General features: G+C 66.7%; 18 protein-coding genes. 6 read left to right on the forward strand and 12 right to left on the reverse strand.

All coding sequences use genetic code 11. The annotated features are described in order from the left end of the window. Positions 1–134 precede the first annotated feature (134 nt). Both ACFO0G_RS11845 and ACFO0G_RS11850 read left to right on the forward strand, forming a co-directional pair. A complete protein-coding gene (locus ACFO0G_RS11845) occupies positions 135–509 on the forward strand; it encodes a cupin domain-containing protein (RefSeq protein WP_376977783.1) in 375 nt (124 codons plus the stop codon). 96 nt (positions 510–605) lie between these two features. Then, positions 606–1,592, forward strand: a complete 987-nt coding sequence (locus ACFO0G_RS11850) for an NAD-dependent epimerase/dehydratase family protein (RefSeq protein WP_376977785.1) — start codon at positions 606–608, stop codon at positions 1,590–1,592. A 9-nt stretch (positions 1,593–1,601) separates the two neighbouring features. On the opposite strand, the gene ACFO0G_RS11855 is transcribed toward ACFO0G_RS11850, so the two are convergent. Continuing rightward, complete coding sequence (locus ACFO0G_RS11855; protein ID WP_376977787.1) at positions 1,602–2,063, reverse strand: hypothetical protein; 462 nt, start codon at positions 2,061–2,063, stop codon at positions 1,602–1,604. Further along, positions 2,050–3,990, reverse strand: a complete 1,941-nt coding sequence (locus ACFO0G_RS11860; protein WP_286399833.1) for a primary-amine oxidase — start codon at positions 3,988–3,990, stop codon at positions 2,050–2,052. The genes ACFO0G_RS11855 and ACFO0G_RS11860 overlap by 14 nt, the downstream gene beginning before the upstream one ends. Positions 3,991–4,111: 121 nt before the next feature. Between ACFO0G_RS11860 and ACFO0G_RS11865 the strand changes: the two genes are divergently transcribed. Continuing rightward, positions 4,112–4,705, forward strand: coding sequence for a TetR/AcrR family transcriptional regulator (locus ACFO0G_RS11865; protein WP_376977789.1), 594 nt, complete (start codon positions 4,112–4,114; stop codon positions 4,703–4,705). A gap of 117 nt (positions 4,706–4,822) precedes the next feature. Then, complete coding sequence (locus ACFO0G_RS11870; protein ID WP_214946270.1) at positions 4,823–4,999, forward strand: CsbD family protein; 177 nt, start codon at positions 4,823–4,825, stop codon at positions 4,997–4,999. A gap of 56 nt (positions 5,000–5,055) precedes the next feature. On the opposite strand, the gene ACFO0G_RS11875 is transcribed toward ACFO0G_RS11870, so the two are convergent. Both ACFO0G_RS11875 and ACFO0G_RS11880 read right to left on the reverse strand, forming a co-directional pair. Next, complete coding sequence (locus ACFO0G_RS11875) at positions 5,056–5,463, reverse strand: DUF1003 domain-containing protein (RefSeq protein WP_286399839.1); 408 nt, start codon at positions 5,461–5,463, stop codon at positions 5,056–5,058. A gap of 61 nt (positions 5,464–5,524) precedes the next feature. Further along, a complete protein-coding gene (locus tag ACFO0G_RS11880) occupies positions 5,525–6,199 on the reverse strand; it encodes a DUF1345 domain-containing protein (RefSeq protein ID WP_286399842.1) in 675 nt (224 codons plus the stop codon). A gap of 163 nt (positions 6,200–6,362) precedes the next feature. Between ACFO0G_RS11880 and ACFO0G_RS11885 the strand changes: the two genes are divergently transcribed. Continuing rightward, complete coding sequence (locus ACFO0G_RS11885; protein ID WP_376977793.1) at positions 6,363–7,334, forward strand: AraC-like ligand-binding domain-containing protein; 972 nt, start codon at positions 6,363–6,365, stop codon at positions 7,332–7,334. A 10-nt stretch (positions 7,335–7,344) separates the two neighbouring features. Here the strand turns inward: ACFO0G_RS11885 and gdhA are convergent, their stop codons facing one another. Beyond that, complete coding sequence (gene gdhA, locus ACFO0G_RS11890; RefSeq protein WP_376977795.1) at positions 7,345–8,682, reverse strand: NADP-specific glutamate dehydrogenase; 1,338 nt, start codon at positions 8,680–8,682, stop codon at positions 7,345–7,347. 200 nt (positions 8,683–8,882) lie between these two features. On the opposite strand from gdhA, the gene ACFO0G_RS11895 reads away from it, so the two are divergent. Beyond that, positions 8,883–9,536, forward strand: coding sequence for an AmiS/UreI family transporter (locus ACFO0G_RS11895; protein ID WP_286399849.1), 654 nt, complete (start codon positions 8,883–8,885; stop codon positions 9,534–9,536). Here ACFO0G_RS11895 and ACFO0G_RS11900 read toward each other — a convergent pair. The 7 genes from ACFO0G_RS11900 to ACFO0G_RS11930 all read right to left on the reverse strand — a co-directional run bounded on the left by ACFO0G_RS11900 (position 9,523) and on the right by ACFO0G_RS11930 (position 18,522). Further along, positions 9,523–11,004 carry an APC family permease gene (locus ACFO0G_RS11900; RefSeq protein WP_286399852.1) on the reverse strand — a complete coding sequence of 494 codons (1,482 nt, stop codon included), beginning with the start codon at positions 11,002–11,004 and terminating at the stop codon, positions 9,523–9,525. The two genes, ACFO0G_RS11895 and ACFO0G_RS11900, sit on opposite strands and share 14 nt — an antisense overlap. Before the next feature lie 221 nt (positions 11,005–11,225). Further along, entirely contained in the window at positions 11,226–12,077 is an 852-nt protein-coding gene (locus ACFO0G_RS11905) for an ABC transporter ATP-binding protein (protein ID WP_286399855.1), read from the reverse strand. A 143-nt stretch (positions 12,078–12,220) separates the two neighbouring features. Further along, positions 12,221–13,117, reverse strand: a complete 897-nt coding sequence (purU, locus tag ACFO0G_RS11910; protein ID WP_286399858.1) for a formyltetrahydrofolate deformylase — start codon at positions 13,115–13,117, stop codon at positions 12,221–12,223. Between the two features lie 3 nt (positions 13,118–13,120). Continuing rightward, the gene (locus ACFO0G_RS11915; RefSeq protein ID WP_286399861.1) at positions 13,121–14,536 is read right to left on the reverse strand and encodes an L-serine ammonia-lyase; all 1,416 of its coding nucleotides are present in this window, start codon (positions 14,534–14,536) and stop codon (positions 13,121–13,123) included. Continuing rightward, on the reverse strand, positions 14,536–15,186 hold the full coding sequence (locus ACFO0G_RS11920; protein ID WP_286399864.1) for a sarcosine oxidase subunit gamma: 651 nt from the start codon (positions 15,184–15,186) through the stop codon (positions 14,536–14,538). The genes ACFO0G_RS11915 and ACFO0G_RS11920 overlap by 1 nt, the downstream gene beginning before the upstream one ends. Then, entirely contained in the window at positions 15,179–18,121 is a 2,943-nt protein-coding gene (locus ACFO0G_RS11925; RefSeq protein ID WP_376977799.1) for a sarcosine oxidase subunit alpha family protein, read from the reverse strand. The genes ACFO0G_RS11920 and ACFO0G_RS11925 overlap by 8 nt, the downstream gene beginning before the upstream one ends. Then, positions 18,118–18,522, reverse strand: a complete 405-nt coding sequence (locus tag ACFO0G_RS11930) for a sarcosine oxidase subunit delta (protein ID WP_376977801.1) — start codon at positions 18,520–18,522, stop codon at positions 18,118–18,120. The genes ACFO0G_RS11925 and ACFO0G_RS11930 overlap by 4 nt, the downstream gene beginning before the upstream one ends. Positions 18,523–18,528 lie beyond the last annotated feature (6 nt).

Below are 18,528 nucleotides of genomic sequence, written 5' to 3' on the forward strand. Positions count from 1 at the left end.
GAGCAGATTTGAGAGCGTTGATCCATGGGTCCGGCAGGCTCTGGACGGGGCACATCCCGCCCTGCCGGCCCCGATTCCCGGCCGCGCACAGCCCCGGACGAACTCAATAACCACTCCTTACGAAGGAGCCAGCAATGCCCGCAGTAACGGTGAAGGACCTGGAGTCCAAATCATTTGACCAACCGGATGAAAAGCGCCGCCCTCCCAAGACTCAGGTGGACGTAGTAAACATTGGTGGCGCCACCCTTGGCCGGTTCACCTTCGAGCCCGGCTGGCGCTGGTCGGAAACCGTCAAGACGGTGGTCCATACGGACAGCTGCCAAGTCAGCCACCTTGGTGTCTGCACCGCAGGGACCCTGACAGTGCAGCTGGACGACGGGAGCCGGATGACCATCCACGCCGGGGACGCCTACTCCATCCCGGCCGGCCATGACGCCTGGGTTGAGAACGATGAGACATATGTCAGCTACGAGGTCATGAGCGCAGCGGAGTTCGCCAAGCCGGCCTGATCGCGTAGAGTGCCGCCGGTTAAGGGGGGTCCGCCAGGACCTCCCTTTCCTGTTGCCAGGGCCCTACGGTGGAGGGAACACAACGATCGGAGAACAATGAAAGTCACCGTCATCGGCGGCAGCGGCCACATCGGGTCGTTCCTGGTTCCCCGGCTGGTCCGTGCGGGCCACGACGTCACCGTCATCAGCCGCGGCAGCCGCAAGCCCTACAGCGAGGCACCCGAGTGGCAGGATGTGCACCAGGTCACCGCAGACCGGGAGGCGGAGGACCGCGACGGGACTTTCGGGGACCGGGTGGCCGCCCTGAAACCGGATGCTGTGGTGGACCTGGTCTGCTTCACCCTTGAATCGGCAGCATCGCTGGTGCAAAGCCTGCGCGGCGAGGTGGGGCACCTGCTGCACTGCGGCTCCGTCTGGCGGTACGGTCAAAGCCTGAAGCTGCCCATCAGGGAAGGATCGGACTCGGCCGCGGAGCCTTTCGGCGAGTACGGCGTCCAGAAGAACCGGATCGCCCTGATGTTGAAGGAGGAAACGGCGCGCGGCGGACTGGCCACCACGTCGCTGCACCCAGGCCATATCGTCGGACCGGGCTGGCATCCGATCGGCCCGCTGGGAAACCTCGACCCCGCAGTCTGGCAGACCATCTCCGCCGGCCAGCCCCTCCGGGTTCCCGGCAGCGGCGCCGAGCTCATGCACCACGTGCATGCCGATGACGTGGCCCAGGCCTTTGAGAAGGCCATCGCACAGCGGGAAGCTGCTGCCGGCGAGGACTTCAACATCGTCGCCCCCACCGCACTGACCGTCCGCGGCTACGCGGACATCGCTGCGGCCTGGTTTGGCCACGCCGCGGTGCTGGAGACGGTCACGTGGGACCGCTTCCGGGAAGACACGACGCGGGACTACGCCGAGTCCAGCTGGGGCCACCTCTACCGCAGCCAGTGTTTCAGCATTGAAAAGGCGGCCTCAGTCCTGGGCTACGCTCCGCGATACGAGCCGGAGCAGGCCATCTTTGAAGCCGTCGAGTGGCTCGTTGACCACGGCCAGCTGCATGTCGCCCGCCCGCTGGGCGTGCCTGCCGGCTAAGCACGGCACCTACACAGACAAGTGCCGCAGTCGGGCCACCAGCGTGGCTGCGGACAAAGCCGTTGCCAGTTCCAGGGCGATTACCAGCAACAGTTGCGTACCGCCGGAGACAGCAACAGCGGACGACGGCGCCGGCGCACCATGCGCGTGTCCGGCGCCACTGCCGAGCAGCAGCAAAGCGTGCAGTGCAGCCATGGCCACGGCGGCCACCGTGACCTGGTGCAGGGCGCCCAGCCTGCAGTGCCGCCAGATGTGGCCCGTGCAGGGCAGGCAGACGGCGGCGAGCGCCACCATCAGGACGCCCAGCCACACACCGTGATGCCCCGAGACGGCCACCCAAAGGTGCACCGCGCAGGACACCGTGGTGACCACGGCCACCAGCCGGGGATGCAGGACGGGACCATTGGCACGGACCCGTCCCGCCGCCGTCGTACTCCCTGCCGGAGCAGGTACAAGGCTAGTGGCAACCACCGCTGCCGCCCTCGCTGTGGCAGGAGGACGCCTGCTGGTTGGGGTTGGCGGGGACGTCTAGAACGGGGCTGCGGTCGAAGAAGCCCTCGGGGCGGAGCTTGAAGCCCACCGTGTCCACGGGCATGATGGGCCAGTCCTCCACCCGGGGGAAGTGGGTGAGGCCGAAGGTGTGCCAGACGACGATGTCCTGGCCGTTGATGTCCCGGTCCTGCGCCACGTAGGCGGGCAGTCCGGCACCGCCGGCGTGCTGGTTCACGAAGTCGCCGGTGGGGTAGCGCTCGTCGTCCGCGTACCGCGTGACCCACACGTCCTTGGTGGCGAAAGCGGCGCGGCGGGCGATGGACGATTCCGGGTCCGCCAGCAGCGTGGGCTGGTTGTGCGGGTGCAGTTTGTAGCCCACGGGCTCGCCCAGCCGGTTGCGGGATTCGGGGTTGGAGATGATCCAGGTCCGGCCGGCGCGGGCGTCGGCTTCACGGACGCCGTCGGATTCGCGCGAAAGCACCGTGCGCCTGCGGGAGAAGGCGTTGCCGCGCTCGTTGCCGGGGCCCATTGGCTGCCGGACCACATCCTCTTCCTCCACACGGTTGGTGAACCCGTCGATGGCCATGTCCAGCCGGGCGCTGAACAGGTGCTGGTGGAAGGGCGCACCCAGGCCAGGGGCCAGCTGGGAGATGTTGTCCGAGCCGCCGTCGGGGAACGCGGAGGTGAAGACGATGCCGGTGGCTTTGGCCTCGAATTCGATGGTGCCGTCCAGGTAGAGGTACCAGTAGAAGCCGTAGTCGTAGTTGCCGATGGTGGTGAAGAAGGAGATCACCAGCCGGCGGTTGCGGCGGGTGTAGGTGACACCGCTCCACAGGTCGGAGTGCTTGGAGAGGATGCTCCAGTCCTCCTCATGCATGCAGATGCCATTGCGGATTTCGCGTGGGTTTCCGAACGCGTCACTGATGACGGGGCTGAGGTACGTGATCTCACCCAGGCAGTCGCAGCCCAGTTCCAGCGAGTTGGCGTACTGTCCCACCAGGTATTCGCCGGTGTCGAAGTAGTTCTGCCAGGACCGGATGGGCGACGGGTCGCCGTACGGGACCACCATTTCGGCGATGGAGGCGCGGTTGATGATCTGCCGCTTCCGGCCACCGTCCTGGAAGGCCAGGTTGTGCAGCACCACGCCTTCGCGGACATCGAAGCCGACGTCCACGCTCCACTTTTCCCACTCCACGTGGTTGCCGCCGGTGACGGTGAAGCTCGGCCCTTCGGGCTGGGTGATGCTGATGGGCTTCTGGGTTTCGCGGATGGGGCCGGTCAGCTCCGGGTCCGTGTAGTTGCCGTGTTCGGCGGGGATGGGGATGGCGCCGAGGTCGATCACCTGGGTGACCTCCTTGCTGACCACATCCACGTACGCCACCAGGCCGTCGACGGGGTGCGCCCAGGCGCTGTCCTCCGGGAAGTCCTGCACGAAGGCCAGCCCGCGAAGGATGCGCCGGCCCTTTTCCTCCGCATACTCAAAGACGCCTGCGGACAGCGGGGCCACCCGGACTTTTTCGACAGCGAGCCCGCGGTCCGCCAGCGCCTTGAGCCATCGCTCATCGGTGGCCAGGAGCGACTCCACCACCTCGAACTCCTCCTCCAGGACGGGCAGTTCGCCGGTCACCGCGGTGTCGAGTTCGACGGCGGAGAGCACCTTCTGCTGGGCGGTGGAGACGACGGCGTCGCGCGGCGCAGCCCCGGAAACGTCGTGGATAAAGACGCGGAAGCGCCGGTCCGCCGTGGCAGGGCCACCACCCCGGGCGGGGTCCAGCAGGCCCAGGTAGGCGATCCGGTGCTGCGGGCCCAGATGGCCTTCGGCGTGCAGGATGGAACGCACATCCAGGATTTCCGGCGCTGATGCCAGGCGGAAGGCGGAGGCAGTTTCGGTGGGTGCAAGAGTCATGGGAGAGCCTTTTGTCAGGGCCGTCACCGGCCGCTGGTTTATTTTCTATAGTTGTAGAGAATAAAGGTCCGTAACATGGCTCACAAGAGGTTGAGCCGAATATTTCCGGGGAGTGGCCGCGGTGCCGAAGATTGTTGACCATGACGAGCGCCGCCTGGAACTCGTGGATGCCACCTGGCGGATCATTGCCCGTCAGGGCCTGGAAAGCGCCACCATGCGGGAGATCGCCACGGAGGCAGGCTTCGCCAACGGTGCCCTGAAGCCGTACTTCCCCACCAAGGACACGCTGCTGGAATTTGCGTTCAGCCACGTGTTCAACCGGACCAATCAGCGCATCGCTCGGGTGACTGCGGGCAAGGCCGGGTTGGACGCGCTGCGGGCTTTCTGCCTCGAAGTCCTCCCCCTTGACGAGGAACGCGTGAACGAGGCGAGGATCGTGGTTCCGTTCTGGCAAAGGGCCATCAATGACCGCCAGAAAGCCGCGATCCACCAGCAGTCCATGGACGAATGGCTGGCCTCCATCCGCCGCTTCCTCGCCGAGGCGAGGGACAGCGGGGACGTGAGCGCCGCCGTCGACGACTCCGTCCTTGCCGGCCAACTGCTCAACATGCTGCTCGGAGCGCAGATCGAGGCAGCCCTGGCATCGGACGGACGGGTGGACTTTGGCCACGCGGAACAACTCGAGGGCTACCTGGCACTTCTGGGATGCTCCTGACCCGTTTCACAAAAAAGTACGACGCCGGATGGGCACCAAAGTCGAAAGCATGCTTAGTATGGAGGGGTCAGGCTCTGGCTTTGGCCAGGGAGAGCACCAACTGTAAGGAGCACCTCCATGGGTTTGGATGACAAGATCGGCAACGCCGCAGAGAAGCTTGGCGGCAAGGGCAAGGAAGCTGCCGGCAGCGCAACGGGTGACGAGAGCCTGAAGGCCGAAGGCAAGACCGACCAGGCCAAATCGGACCTGAAGCAGGCCGGCGAGAACGTCAAGGACGCCTTCAAGAAGGATTAGTCCGCGTCTTACAACAATGGGTGCAGCTCCAGCGGGGGCTGCACCCATTGGCGTTTCTAGGGTTTGTCGCGCAAGTCCCGGAGCTCCTGCAACAACTTCAGCTGTTCGGCGTTGATGTCCATGAGCATTTCGATTTGGGCGGCCGCGCGCACATCTGTCTCATAGTCATGCTGGGCCATGGCAGAGGCGATGGCATCCTGGCGCTTGGCCGCAATGAGCAGGATGGCACCCTGCAGCCCAGCAAGCATTGACAGGAACAGATTCAGCAGGATGTAGGGGTACGGGTCCCATGCATTAGTGGCCAGGACGTAGGAATTCACCGCCGCCCAGAGCACCATGAAGCCCACGAAGATGCCCACGAAAGGCCAACTGCCCATGCCGTTCCGGAGCCTGTCCGCAGCCCTGTCGCCCGCACTGAGGCCCTCTTTGTGCTGCCGGTGCCAGTTCACTCTCATCTCAACCATGCGCTCAGGATAAATCCCCGGCCCCAGGCAGGCCGGCTCCTGAGGGCGCGGCTTCTATCGGCTAGTGAATGAGCCCCGAAACCAGGTTGATGGTGGTGGCCAGGACGATGGCGCCCAGGAGGTAGGACAGCAGCGCCTGCCGCAGGACCGTGGAGCGGATGGCATTGGTTTTCAGGTTGGTGTCCGAGACCTGGAAGGTCATGCCGACAGTGAAGGCCAGGTACGCAAAGTCCGAGTAGCGGGGCTGGGATTCCTCGTTGAAATCGACGCCGGTGCCGTCCCGGTAGTAGATGGCGGCATACCGGAGGGTGAACAGCGTGTGCACCAGGAACCATGACAGGGCGATGCTGCCCAGTGCCATGCCGACCGTGGCGTCCTTTGCTCCGCCCTGCTCATTGGAGGCGTCAAGCAGGATCAAGGCCACCCCCGCAAAACTGGCCACCGTGGCAGTGAGCACCAGGGCGTCCGAAAAGACGCGGCCCGGATCCTCCCGCCGGGCATGGGCGGCGGTGGCCGCGGGCCCGAGCCGCCCGATGACGCTCCACACCCAGACCAGGTAGGTGGCCGAGGCCGCTGCCCACCCGAGCGCTGGCGCGTAGGCCCAGGCCCCCGAAGGGCCGACCAACAGCGCCGCAGCGAGGCCAATGACCAGCATGACCAGCACCCGAAGCCGCGAATGGTGCGCCCGGGAGTTGAAGTTCCGGTGATGGTCGCCGGTAACCGTCGTGGACTTCATTGCCCGATCATGGCACGGCAGGCTGAAGCGTGGCTGGAAGAGCACGACTTCTTATTTTCGCCAACCGTTGAAAAACGTTTCGCCGGGCGTTAACCTGAAAGCACTGTGTCGCAGGGCACGCCAACGGGGAACGTCGAGTGGCCATCCGTCGCGAGGAAGATCCATGCCAGCAACCGCAAAAACCGGCGCAACCGCCAGTCCCCCACGCCAGGATCTGACATCCAGCGTGGCCACGTCATTCGATCACTGGAAGCACATGGTGGCCGAGTCCTTTGTGCCGCTCAACGCCCGGACGGCCGACGTCGACGGCTTCCGGGGCCGGATGCGCTCCCGCGCGCTGGACCGGATGTCCGTCGTGGAGGTGACCGCCACCTCGCATGAGGTGCACCGCACGCCGGCGCTGATCGCCCAAGCCCACGAGCGCTATTTCAAGCTGAACCTGCAACTGGAGGGCACCGGCCTGCTGATCCAGGACAACCGCGAAGCGGTCCTGCAACCCGGCGACTTGGCCATTTATGACACCAACAGGCCATACACCCTCGCATTCGAGGAACAGACCCGGATCATGGTGCTGATGTTCCCCTGCGACGCACTGTCCCTGCCCACCGACTATGTGGGACAGCTCGCAGCGGTCCGCATGGGCAGCGGGGGCCTCAGCGGAATAGTTGGCCAGTTCATCCGGGAGCTGTCAGCCAACCTGGACGTCCTGAACGGGCCCAGCGGAGCCCGGCTTGCCACCAACGCCCTGGATCTGGTGTCCACCATGCTGCACGCGGAAATGGACATCATCCCGGACCGGATGAAGCCGCAGGCGCTGCTGGCCGTCTCGGTCCGGGAGTACATCGAAGCGAACCTCTCCGACCCCCTGCTCTCCCCCGCGAGCATTGCCGCGGCGCATTTCATCTCCACCCGGCACCTGCACAACGTCTTCCATGAGTCCGGAACCACGGTGGCCGGCTGGATCCGGACACAGCGGCTCGAAGGGGCCCGGCGCGAACTCCGGGACCCGCTGCACGCGGGCAAACCGGTAGGGGCGGTAGCAGCGCGCTGGGGGTTCCTGGATGCCGCCCATTTCAGCCGCACCTTCCGGGACGCGTTTGGTGTTTCGCCCAGCCAGTGGCGGCGGGACGGCTGAAGCAACCCGCCTAGATCAGCCCCTGCGCCAGCATCGCGTCGGCCACCTTCACGAACCCGCCGATGTTCGCACCCAGCACGTAGTTTCCGGGTTCGCCGTACTCGTCGGCGGCGGCGGCGCAGCGGTCGTGGATGCCCACCATGATCTCCGTGAGCCGTTCCTCCGTGTGTTCGAAGGACCATGAATCGCGGCTGGCGTTCTGCTGCATCTCCAGGGCCGACGTGGCCACGCCGCCGGCATTGGCAGCCTTGCCGGGTCCGAACAGCACCCCAGCTTCCTGGAACACCGCCACTGCGTCGCGGGTGGAGGGCATGTTGGCCCCTTCGCCGACCGCCAGCAGTCCGCCGCGCACCAGACGGGCGGCAGCATCGCCGTCGAGCTCGTTCTGCGTGGCGCACGGCAGCGCCACCGTGGCGTCCACGTCCCAGACTGAGCCGCCGTCCACGTAGGAGACTCCGGCGCGGCGTTCCGCGTAGTCCTTCAGGCGGCCTCGCTCCACTTCCTTCACCTCGCGGAGGAGGTCGACGTCGATCCCCGCCTCGTCCACCACGTAGCCTGACGAGTCGGAGCAGGCCACAACGGTGGCGCCGAGGGTCTGCGCCTTGGCGATCGCATTGATGGCCACGTTGCCGGACCCGGAGACCACCACGCGCTGGCCGTCCAAGGACGTGCCGCGGGTTTTCAACATTTCCTGGGTGAAGATGACGGTTCCGAAGCCGGTTGCCTCCGGGCGGACCAGGGAGCCGCCCCAGGAGATGCCCTTGCCGGTAAGGACACCGGACTCGTAGCGGTTGGTGATGCGCTTGTACTGGCCGAAGAGGTAGCCGATTTCACGGCCGCCCACGCCGATGTCGCCTGCCGGCACGTCCGTGTACTCGCCGATGTGGCGGTAGAGCTCGGTCATGAAGGACTGGCAGAACCGCATGACTTCGGCATCGCTGCGGCCGCGGGGATCGAAGTCGGAGCCGCCTTTGCCGCCGCCGATGGGCATGCCGGTGAGGGCGTTCTTGAAGATCTGCTCGAAGCCGAGGAACTTGACGATGCCCAGGTATACCGACGGATGGAAGCGCAGGCCGCCCTTATAGGGGCCCAGCGCCGAGTTGAACTCCACCCGGAAGCCGCGGTTGATCTGGACACGGCCGGAGTCGTCGGTCCAGGGAACGCGGAAGATGATCTGCCGTTCGGGCTCGCAGAGGCGCTCCAGGATGGCAGCCTCAAGGAATTCGGGGTGCCTGTCATGGACCGGACCAAGGCTTTCGAACACCTCTACCACCGCCTGGTGGAACTCCGCTTCGCCGGGGTTCCGCGCGAGGACAGTGTCCTTGATGGATTCGAGCCGTGCGTCCATGAACAGTTCCTAACTTTGCCGACATGAAGGACGGCACAGGAAAGCACCGTCGCTTCGAAGGTTCACGTTTCAACCTATCCGATTACGACCGGGCACCAGTAGGCCGATCCCCCCAGCTCCACTAACCTCCGTAATGTGACAGCAAAATTCCATTATTCGATAACCGCCAAGCCTCGCCCTAGCACCGGAAGGAGGCACTGATGCCCTACATTTGCCTTCTCCTCTCCGGCGCCGCGCTGCTGGTCAACGGGCTGGCGGCGCTCGGGCAGCTCCCCCGCCGCGACGGAGCCGCGTTCAGCCTGGTGCTCGGCGGTACCCAACTGGTGCTCGGCGTCGTGCATCTTTCCGGCGCCGGCACCGGCACCGAAGCCCTCATGACGGCGGCCGGCATGTTCCTGTTCGGACTGACCTACGTCTATGCCGGGTTGGACGTCCTGCTGGGGCTGGGTTCGAAGGGACTGGGCTGGTTCTGCGGCATGGTGGCTTTCGTGGGGCTGCTGCTGGCGGGAACCTGGCTGGGCACCGACCCGCTGCTCGCCGTGCTCTGGGTGTGCTGGTCGGTGCTGTGGGGTCTGCTGTTCGCCTCCTCAGCCCTGGGCGCGGTACGGCTGGAACCGTTCGCTGGCTGGGCGCTGGTCCTGGCAAGCCAGGTGACGGCCACGGTTCCGGCATTCCTGGGCCTGGCCGGGGCCTGGCCGCGGAGTTCCTGGGCTGCAGGGGTGGCCGCCTTGCTCGTGGCCGCGGTCTTCCTGGCAGCACGCGCATTGGCCCGGCGCGGACGTGGTGGTCCGCGCCGGGCCGGTGCAGGCGCTTCGGAACAGGCGGTGGGGCAGGAACGCCTTACGGCCGGCTGAGCACCGGACGGGCGGCGGTGGCGTGGCTCCGCCGCTCGATCACGGATTCCACCAGCACCCCGGCCAGGAAGACCACCGGTACGACGGCCAGCAGGGCGGTGGCGGTTTCAGCGCTGCCACCGATCAGGGCGGTGAAGTTGCTGACCACCAGGAACAGGACCCACCCGAGCAGCACCGTTGCCAGCACCGGGGCGATCCTGGTTTGCCAGAGCTGGGCGCCGGCACGTTCGCGGCGGAAGAAGCTGACCACGGCGACCGAGCACAGCATGTAGAGGACCAGCAGCGCAGCCACGGCCAGGCCGCTGAACCAGGAGAAGAGGGTCAGGACCGGGTCCAGGGCAAGGATGGCGAACGGAAGCACCAGCACGACGGCGGCAGCGGACTGGATCCAGGCAGCGACGGCGGGTGCGCGGTGCCGGTTGGTCCGGGCCAGGACGGCGGGCATGGAGCCCTGCAGGGCCAGGGAGTGCAGGTAGCGGTTGATGCCGTTGTGGAACGCGATGATGCCCGCCAGCAGCGACGTGACCAGCAGGATGCCCGCCACGACGCCCGCCCACGGGCCGAACAGCTCCACCAGGGGGCCGATCACGAACGAGGTGGCGTCCCCTGATTCGAGGGCGGCACCTGCAGCACCCATCACCTGGGACGGGCCGTAGTAGCTAACCAGCATCCACGAAATGAAGGCGAAGAAGATTGAGATGACGCCGACGGACAGGTAGGTTGCCCGGGCCACTGTGCGGTGCGGATCCTTGGCTTCCGCCGAGTAGATGGCGGTGGACTCGAAGCCGAACATGGACGCCACGGCGAACATGATGGCCACGCCGGGCGCACCGGCGCCGATCGCTTCGGGCGAGAAGGACGCGGCCACGCTGATGCCTTCGGGGCCGCCGCCACTGAACAGGACGGTGAAGCCGAACAGCAGCAGGATTGCCACCTCGAGCCCCACCAGCAGGGCCAGGACGCGGGCGCCGAGTTCAATGTTCAGGGAACCGAGCACCTGGACCCCGGCCATGGTGGCCAGGGCCAGCAGCCACCACGGAACCTGAAGTCCAATGGAGGCCAGCAGTCCCGAAAAGGCGGAACCGTAAAGCCCGTACATGGCGGCTTGGACGGTGTTGTAGGCAAGGAGGGCCAGCCAGGCGGCGCCGGCACCCGTCTTCCTGCCGAACGCAGCAGTGACGTAGGCGTAGAACGCGCCGTTGGCCTGGATCTTGCGGCTCATGGCCACGAAGCCCACTGCGAAGATCACGATGACGATGCCCACGATCAGGTAGGCGCCGGGTGCGCCGGCACCGTTGCCAAGCGCGGCGGCAAGCGGCGAGGCACCCACGATCCCCGTCAGGGGCGCCTGTGCCGACAGGACGAAGAAGAGGATACCCAGGACGCCGATGCTGCCGGCGCGGAGGGCAGTTGAGCGCTCCTTGACCGGAGCGTCAGTGGTCCGGGGCTCGGAATTCGAAATACTCATTTGATCCTTCTTAACGGTCATGAGTTGGGGAAAATTGCTATGGAATCCAGACTGGCAGCGCGGCGCGGCAGCCCGTTGTCCGCCAGCGCCCAGTTGTTGTATGTCAGCGCAGTGCCTGCTCCCGGCGGAAGCGGTAAGGCATTGCTGCACACGAAAAAGACCCCTGCCGTAAGCTGGGTGGCTTCGCGGCAGGGGTCTTTCGGTTTACGAGTCGGTGGTTCTCAGGGAACAGCGACTTCTTCCGCATGCCGCCGGTGGCTTCCGTGCCTGCTGCTGCGGCCCGTGCGGGCGGTCCAGCGCTCGTGCCGGTACTCGACGTCGATGGGGTGCCCGAAGGCGGCAGTGATGTTTTCGCTCGTGATGACCTCGGCAGCGCGCCCGGCGGCCACGGCCTGCCCGGCTGTGATCAGCAGCGCGTGGCTGGTGGTGGCAGGCAGTTCCTCGAGATGGTGGGTGACCAGGACGGACGCCATGCGCGGGTGGGTGTAAGCGAGGTCGTCGATGGTCTCCAGCAGTTGCTCCCGGGCAGCGATATCCAGACCGGTGCAGGGTTCATCGAGCAGCAGCAACTCCGGGGAGGAGATGAGCGCCCGGGCGATCAGCGCACGCCCACGCTCGCCCTGGGAGAGGGTGGGCCAGCGCAGTCCGGCTTTGGGGGCCAGGCCGAACTGTTCCACCAGGGCGTCAGCCTTGGCCAGCTCGGCATGGGTGGGCTCCCATCGCGGCGACAGTTCGTTACTGCCGGTCAGCCCGGTCAGTACAACCTGGCGGATGGTGAGAGGTGCAAGGATCTGGTGGCGCGGGTTTACATGGCCGATGGACCGGCGAAGCGCCTTCATTTCCACCCGGCCCAGGCGTTCGCCCAGGACAGAGACCGTGCCGGAGCTGGGGTGGTTGACAGCCCCGCACAGCGCCATGAGGGTGCTCTTCCCGGCTCCGTTCGCACCCAGCAATGCCCAGTGTTCTCGGGCTTTGACCGAGAGCGAGATCCCGCTGATGATTTCCCTGCCATCCCGGCGGAACGAAACGTCGTCCAGTTCCAGTACCTGGTCGCCCATCGGCCGGTCATTCATCCTGGGATCTCCTCAAAGGGGTTGGTGTTTCCCCAACTCTCCCGCCCCGTCCCGCGGCAATGCAAAATGGGCCGGTAATACAGCAACGCGGCCGGCTGTCCCTTGGGACAGCCGGCCGCGCTTTCGTGTGGAGGCTTGTTCCGCTACCGCAGCACCACGGTGCGGTTGCCCTGCAGGATGACCCGGCCTTCGCAGTGCCACTTCACGGCGTTGGACAGGGCCTTGCATTCGGTGTCGCGGCCGGCGGCCACCAGGTCCTCCGGCCCGTAGGTGTGGTCCACGTCCACCACCTGCTGGGAGATGATGGGTCCCTCATCCAGCTCGGCGTTGACGTAGTGAGCGGTCGCACCGACCGTCTTGACGCCGCGGGCGTAGGCCTGGTGGTACGGCTTGGCACCCTTGAAGCTGGGCAGGAACGAGTGGTGGATGTTGATGGCCCGCCCGTCCAGCTTCCGGGTCAGGTCATCGCTGAGCACCTGCATGTAACGGGCCAGCACCACCAGTTCCACGTCCAGTCCGTCCACCAGCGCCATCAGTGCCGCTTCCGCGGCGGGCTTGGTGTCGGCCGTAACCGGGATGTGGTGGAACGGGATGCCGTGCCACTCCACCAGGGCCTCGTGGTCCCGGTGGTTGGACACCACCGCAACGATCTCCACGGGCAGTTCGCCGATCCGGGACCGGAACAGCAGGTCGTTGAGGCAGTGCCCGAACTTGGACACCATGATCAGGACCTTACGCTTGGAGCCCTGGCGTTCCAGCTGCCAGCGCATGCCGAACTTTTCCGCCACCGGGGCGAACGAGGTCCGCAGCTCCTCCAGCGTGGAATCGTCGCCTTCGGAGACGAAGTGCACGCGCATGAAGAAGTGGCCTTCGGAGCGCTCACCGAACTGCTTGTTGTCGATGATGTCGCAGCCGTGTTCCAGCAGGAACCCGGACACTGCGTGCACAATGCCGGGGCCTTCCGGGCAGTCCAGGGTCAGGACGTGTTCCACGGTGGCGGGCGCCTTTGATGCGGGGAGATGGGTTTCAGTAACAGTCATGGCTCAGCACTCGATCACATTCACGGCGAGGCCTCCTCGGGAGGTTTCCTTGTACTTGGTTTTCATGTCGGCTCCGGTGTCGCGCATGGTCTTGATCGCCTTGTCCAGCGAGACCTTGTGACTGCCGTCTCCGTGCAGGGCCAGCCGGGCCGCGTTGATCGCTTTCACGCTGGCGATCGCATTCCGCTCGATGCACGGGATCTGCACCAGGCCGCCCACGGGATCGCAGGTAAGGCCCAGGTTGTGCTCGATCCCCACCTCGGCGGCGTTCTCCACCTGTGCCGGCGTTCCGCCGAGCACTTCGCAGAGACCGGCCGCAGCCATCGAGCAGGCGGAGCCCACCTCGCCCTGGCAGCCCACTTCGGCGCCCGAGATGGAGGCGTTCAGTTTGAACAGGATTCCGACGGCGGCCGCCGCCAGCAGGAAGCGGACCACACCGTCGTCGTTAGCCCCTGGAACAAACTTCACGTAGTAGTGCAGGACGGCCGGGACGATGCCAGCGGCTCCGTTGGTGGGGGCGGTGACGATCCGGCCGCCGGCGGCGTTCTCCTCATTCACGGCCAGGGCGAAGAGGTTTACCCATTCCATGGCGAGCAGCGGATCCGCCGGTGCCTGGACGGGCGACGGCGACGCTGCCGCGGCTTCGGCGGTGGCGGCCGAAGCCGTCAGGGTGCGGAACAGGGCCGGCGCCCGCCGGGTGACGTTCAGTCCTCCCGGCAGGATGCCTTCGGCGTTGCAGCCGTTCTCCACGCATTCGCGCATGACGGCCCACAGCCCCAGCAGTTGTTCGCGGAGTTCCGCTTCGCTGCGCCAGGTCAGTTCGTTGGCCAGCATGACCTCGGAGATGGATATACCTTCACGGCTGCAGATCTGCAGGAGTTCATCCGCCGTGGAGAACGGGTACGGCAGCACGGTGTCGTCAGGCACCACCTTGTCCGCACCCTCGGCGTCGCCGTCCACCACGAAGCCGCCGCCGATCGAGTAGAAGCTCCGCTCGCTCAGGACTGCTCCGGTGTGGTCCAGGGCCCGGAAGGTCATGCCGTTGGGGTGGGCGGGAAGAGACTTGCGGCGGTGGAGCACCACGTCCTCTTCCCAGTTGAAGTCCACCCGGTGGCTGCCTGCAACGTGCAGTTCAGCGTTCAGGGCCGCGGCCGCCACCTGGTCGTCGGCAGTGAAAGTGTCCACGGTCTCCGGTTCCAGGCCCTGCAGTCCCAGGACCACGGCCTTGTCCGAGCCGTGGCCGCGCCCCGTGGCGCCCAGGGAACCGAAAAGTTCCGACTGGACGCGCACGGTGGAGGCCAGCTGCCCGTCGCCCTTCAGCCCGTCCGCGAACAGCTTGGCCGCCCGCATCGGGCCCACCGTGTGTGACGACGAGGGCCCGATGCCGACGGAAAAGAGGTCAAGGACGCTGAGCGCCATCAGGGGACCTCTGGCGAGGCGTACTCCCGCATGGCGTCCAGCAGCCACCGGCCCAGGAACTCGGCGAAGGAAGCGCGCGGGAAGATCCGGAAGGACTCCTCACCGGTCTTCCACAGGATGGCGGGGATGTTCGCGATTTCGGTGGAGAAGGCGGTGCCGGCTTTGAAGACCCGCGGGTGCAGGTCCAGCGAGTTGCCCTTTTCCAGGACGGCGCGGGCCCGGGGGCCCGTCAGTTCGAACGTGGTCCGGTTGGCGGACAGGTCCACCACCTGGCCCGCGTCGCTGCCCAGCGCTTCCCGGAGGGCGGGGATCAGGTCCCCGCCGAGGGATTCGTGCGCCTCGGTGGGTGCCACCACCAGGAATTCGGAGGGGCCAAGCCACAGCACGGACACGTCGCCGTTGCCGGCCACCGCGCCGGAGCCGGAGGGGAGGCCGCCGGTGACGCCGGCCAGGCGCTCCGCCGCGGCGGATCCGGCCGGTGCGCGGAGGCCCACCATGGTCAGGAAGGGCACCTCGGAGATTTCAACGGTGCCGGCCAGGGAGCCTGCTGCGAACTCGTCCGCCAGCTGGCGGGCCGGGCTGACGCGGGCGGCGAGGTTCTTCTCGGCATTGGTCTTTGCGGAGGTCGGGGATGCTGCTGTCTCAGCCATCTTTACGGGTCCCTTCAGAGTCAAAAAGCACTGTTTCTGCCACAACCACGTCCACCAGCTGGTCGCCGGCGGCTGCCACCAGCGTTTCGCCGATGCGGTTGCGTCCGTTCTTGATCAGGGCCAGGCCGAACGAGCGGCCCAGCGCTGCGCTGTGGTAGCTGGAGGTGACGAACCCTTCCATCGGCACGGGGCCGTAGGCGGGGTTGGTGGAGCGTCCCTTTTCCACGAGCTGGGTGCCTTCCGGCAGGCGCAGCGAGCCGTCCACGGGAAGGACGCTGACCAGGTGCTTGCGGTCCTGACGCTGGGCGTCCGACCGGGTGTAGGAGCGCTTGCCGATGAAGTCCTTGGCCTTGGAAACGATCCATTCCATGCCGGCGTCCTGCGGGGTGACGGTACCGTCGGTGTCCTGCCCGACAATCGGGTAGCCCTTCTCGGCGCGCAGCACGTGCATGGTTTCGGTGCCGTACGGGGTGATGTTGAACTCGGCACCGGCGGCGGCCACTGCCTCCCAGGTGTTCAGCCCGTACCAGGCCGGAACGTTGATCTCGTAGGCGAGTTCACCGGAGAAGGAGATCCGGCAGACCCGGGCGCGGACGCCGGAGGCGAGGGTGGTTTCGCGGAAGGTCATGAACGGGAAGTTCTCCGCGTCCAGTCCGCCGTTGGCGGCGAGTTCCGGGGCCACCTTGGCTATCACTTCGCGGGACTTGGGCCCGACGACGGCAATGGTGTTCCACTGTTCGGTCACCGAGGTGCACTGCACGTCCAGCTCGGGCCATTCGGTCTGCAGCCATTCCTCCAGGTGGTCCAGCACCTTCGCGGCACCGCCGGTGGTGGTGGTCATGAAGAAGGTGTCCTCATCCAAGCGGAGGGTCACGCCGTCGTCGAAGATCATGCCGTCAGCCAGGCACATGACGCCGTAGCGTGCCGAGCCCGGGGCGAGCTTCTTGAACGCGTTGGTGTAAACGCGGTTCAGGAACTCGCCCGCGTCCTTGCCGCGGATTTCGATCTTGCCGAGGGTGGTGGCATCCATGAAGCCCACGGAGTCGCGGACGGCGGCGCATTCACGCAGCACTGCAGCGTCCATGTCCTCCCCGCCCTGCGGGTAGTACCAGGGGCGCTTCCACTGTCCGACGTCCTCGAAGAGTGCGCCCTTGGCAACGTGCCACGGCTGGATCGAGGTGATGCGGGCGGGGTCGAACAGTTCCCCGCGCTGGCGTCCTGCCAGTGCGGCAAAGGCCACCGGGGTGAACGGGGCGCGGTAGGTGGTGGTGCCGATGTCGCCGATGCCGCGCGAGGCCTCGCCGGCCGTGCGCAGCGCCGCGGCGATGACGCCGATGGCGTTCACGCCGGAGGTCTTGCCCTGGTCGTTGGCGGTGCTGATGGAGGTGTACCGCTTGATGTGTTCCACGGAGCGCATGCCCGCGCCGGTGGAGCGGAGGACATCCGCCACGGACTGGTCGCGCTGGAAGTCAACGAAGTGGTTGTGCCAGTCGTCAGGGGTGCCGTTCTCGCCCGGTACCAGCCAGAGCTGGCGGGTGGGGGCGGAGGCCTTCGGCTCACCGAACACGGAAGGCTCGACGGCGGACGCGAACCCGGCAGCGATGGCCGCCTTTGCGCCGGCGGAGATGCCTTCGGCGAGGCAGTCGGCGGTGGCGAAGGAGCCGCGGCCGGAGCCGATGGTCTGCTGGTTGGGCACTTCGGTGCTGGGCACGAAGGCGGCCAGGTCCTCGTCCCAGCGCAGCTTGCCCTGCCGCTGTGAGTGGAGGTGGACCAGCGGGCTCCAGCCGCCGGACACCGCCAGCAGGTCGGCGGCGATCTGTTCGACGCCGGAGGTGAGCTCGCCGTCGTCGTTGATGCTGCGGACCGTAACCCCGTCCAGCCGGCCATCGGCGCCTGCGGAGGTGTTGGCCACCGCACTGCCGATCAGGACGCGGATCCCGGATTCGACGGCGGCCGTTGCCACCGTGGTAAGCGACGGACGGGCATCCACCACGGCTGCCACCTTGACGCCGGCGGCGGCGAGGTCTGCGGCGACGGCATAGGCGCTGTCATTGGTGGTGCTGATGACCACGCGCTTGCCGGCGGCAACGCCGTACCGGTTGAGGTAGGTGCGCACGGCCGAAGCGAGCATGATGCCGGGGCGGTCATTGTTCTCGAACACCAGCGGACGCTCGTGGGCGCCGGGGGCCAGCACCACCTGATTGGCACGGATGTGCCAAATCCGCTGGCGGGAGACGCCGGGGGCTGCGGGGCTGGAGAGGTGGTCGGTGCGGTTCTGGACGGCAATGACGTAGTTGGCGTCGTAGGCGCCGAACGCGGTGGTGCGGTTCAGGACGGTGGATTCGGCGCCGGAAACCAGCTCGGCTTCAACGTCGGCAACCCATTCCAGGGCGGGCTTGCCTTCGATGGTCTCGGCCAGTCCCTCGGCGGTGGAGCCGGAGAGCAGGGAACCGCCGAGTTCGGGCTGGTCGTCGAGCAGCATGACGCGGGCTCCGGTGCGGACGGCTTCGCGGGCCGCGGCGAGTCCGGCGGGGCCGCCGCCGATGACCAGGACGTCGGTGTGGACATACTTCTTGTCGTATTCGGCGCGGTCGTCCTCCGGGTCAAGCTTGCCCAGGCCGTTCAACAGTGTCGCTTGCAGCCCGTCCACCAGGGAGACGGTGGTGGCGGGAAGCATGGATTCGGCCACGTGGCCGGGGAAACGGGCTTCCACTCGGACAAGGGCGTTGGCCTCTTCAACGCCGGCGGACATGATGCCGCGGGGCCGGTCCTCGTAGAGCGAATTCCCGGCGGCGATGCGGCCGTTGGCCAGCAGGGCGGAAGCCAGGGTGTCGCCGGGGTGGCCGGTGAATTCCTCGCCGTCCACGGCGAAGCGCCAGGAGATGGTGCGGTCGATGCGGCCGCCGGTAGCCAGGCGGGCGTTCTGGGAAGTCACTTGGTCGCTCCTTCCGGGGCGGTGGTGGTCGGGATGCTGGTGCCTGAGATGTCGGGCGCGGCGGCCCCGGTGGTGGTGCTGTCCGCGGCAAGGCTGGCGGTGCCGGATTCGGCGGCCGGGGAGCCGGCCACGTCAGGCCGCTTCGATCCCATCGGGTAGACAGCCTTGATGTCGTAGCTCACGGTGTCGCGGAGCATGTTGAACCACTGGCGGCAGCCGGTGCTGTGGACCCAGCGTTCAGCGAAGATGCCTTTGGGGTTCTCCCGGTAGAAGAGGTAGCGGGACCACTCCGTGTCGGTCAGCTCGTTGGGGTTCTCGGGGTAGGCGACGTGGGCCTGTCCCCCGTAGTGGAATTCGGTTTCGTCCCGCGGGCCGCAGTTGGGGCATGGGATCAGCAGCATGTGCGT

It is taken from the genome of Arthrobacter sedimenti (assembly GCF_042652025.1).
GTDB lineage: Bacteria > Actinomycetota > Actinomycetes > Actinomycetales > Micrococcaceae > Arthrobacter > Arthrobacter sedimenti.

Bases quoted from the DNA above. Each gene is read 5' to 3' on its own strand.
- ACFO0G_RS11845 (WP_376977783.1), top strand. From the start codon at position 135: ATGCCCGCAGTAACGGTGAAGGACCTGGAGTCCAAATCATTTGACCAA.
- ACFO0G_RS11850 (WP_376977785.1), top strand. From the start codon at position 606: ATGAAAGTCACCGTCATCGGCGGCAGCGGCCACATCGGGTCGTTCCTG.
- ACFO0G_RS11860 (WP_286399833.1), bottom strand. From the start codon at position 3,990: ATGACTCTTGCACCCACCGAAACTGCCTCCGCCTTCCGCCTGGCATCA.
- ACFO0G_RS11870 (WP_214946270.1), top strand. From the start codon at position 4,823: ATGGGTTTGGATGACAAGATCGGCAACGCCGCAGAGAAGCTTGGCGGC.
- ACFO0G_RS11875 (WP_286399839.1), bottom strand. From the start codon at position 5,463: ATGGTTGAGATGAGAGTGAACTGGCACCGGCAGCACAAAGAGGGCCTC.
- ACFO0G_RS11880 (WP_286399842.1), bottom strand. From the start codon at position 6,199: ATGAAGTCCACGACGGTTACCGGCGACCATCACCGGAACTTCAACTCC.
- ACFO0G_RS11885 (WP_376977793.1), top strand. From the start codon at position 6,363: ATGCCAGCAACCGCAAAAACCGGCGCAACCGCCAGTCCCCCACGCCAG.
- gdhA (WP_376977795.1), bottom strand. From the start codon at position 8,682: ATGGACGCACGGCTCGAATCCATCAAGGACACTGTCCTCGCGCGGAAC.
- ACFO0G_RS11895 (WP_286399849.1), top strand. From the start codon at position 8,883: ATGCCCTACATTTGCCTTCTCCTCTCCGGCGCCGCGCTGCTGGTCAAC.
- ACFO0G_RS11900 (WP_286399852.1), bottom strand. From the start codon at position 11,004: ATGAGTATTTCGAATTCCGAGCCCCGGACCACTGACGCTCCGGTCAAG.
- ACFO0G_RS11905 (WP_286399855.1), bottom strand. From the start codon at position 12,077: ATGAATGACCGGCCGATGGGCGACCAGGTACTGGAACTGGACGACGTT.
- purU (WP_286399858.1), bottom strand. From the start codon at position 13,117: ATGACTGTTACTGAAACCCATCTCCCCGCATCAAAGGCGCCCGCCACC.
- ACFO0G_RS11915 (WP_286399861.1), bottom strand. From the start codon at position 14,536: ATGGCGCTCAGCGTCCTTGACCTCTTTTCCGTCGGCATCGGGCCCTCG.
- ACFO0G_RS11920 (WP_286399864.1), bottom strand. From the start codon at position 15,186: ATGGCTGAGACAGCAGCATCCCCGACCTCCGCAAAGACCAATGCCGAG.
- ACFO0G_RS11930 (WP_376977801.1), bottom strand. From the start codon at position 18,522: ATGCTGCTGATCCCATGCCCCAACTGCGGCCCGCGGGACGAAACCGAA.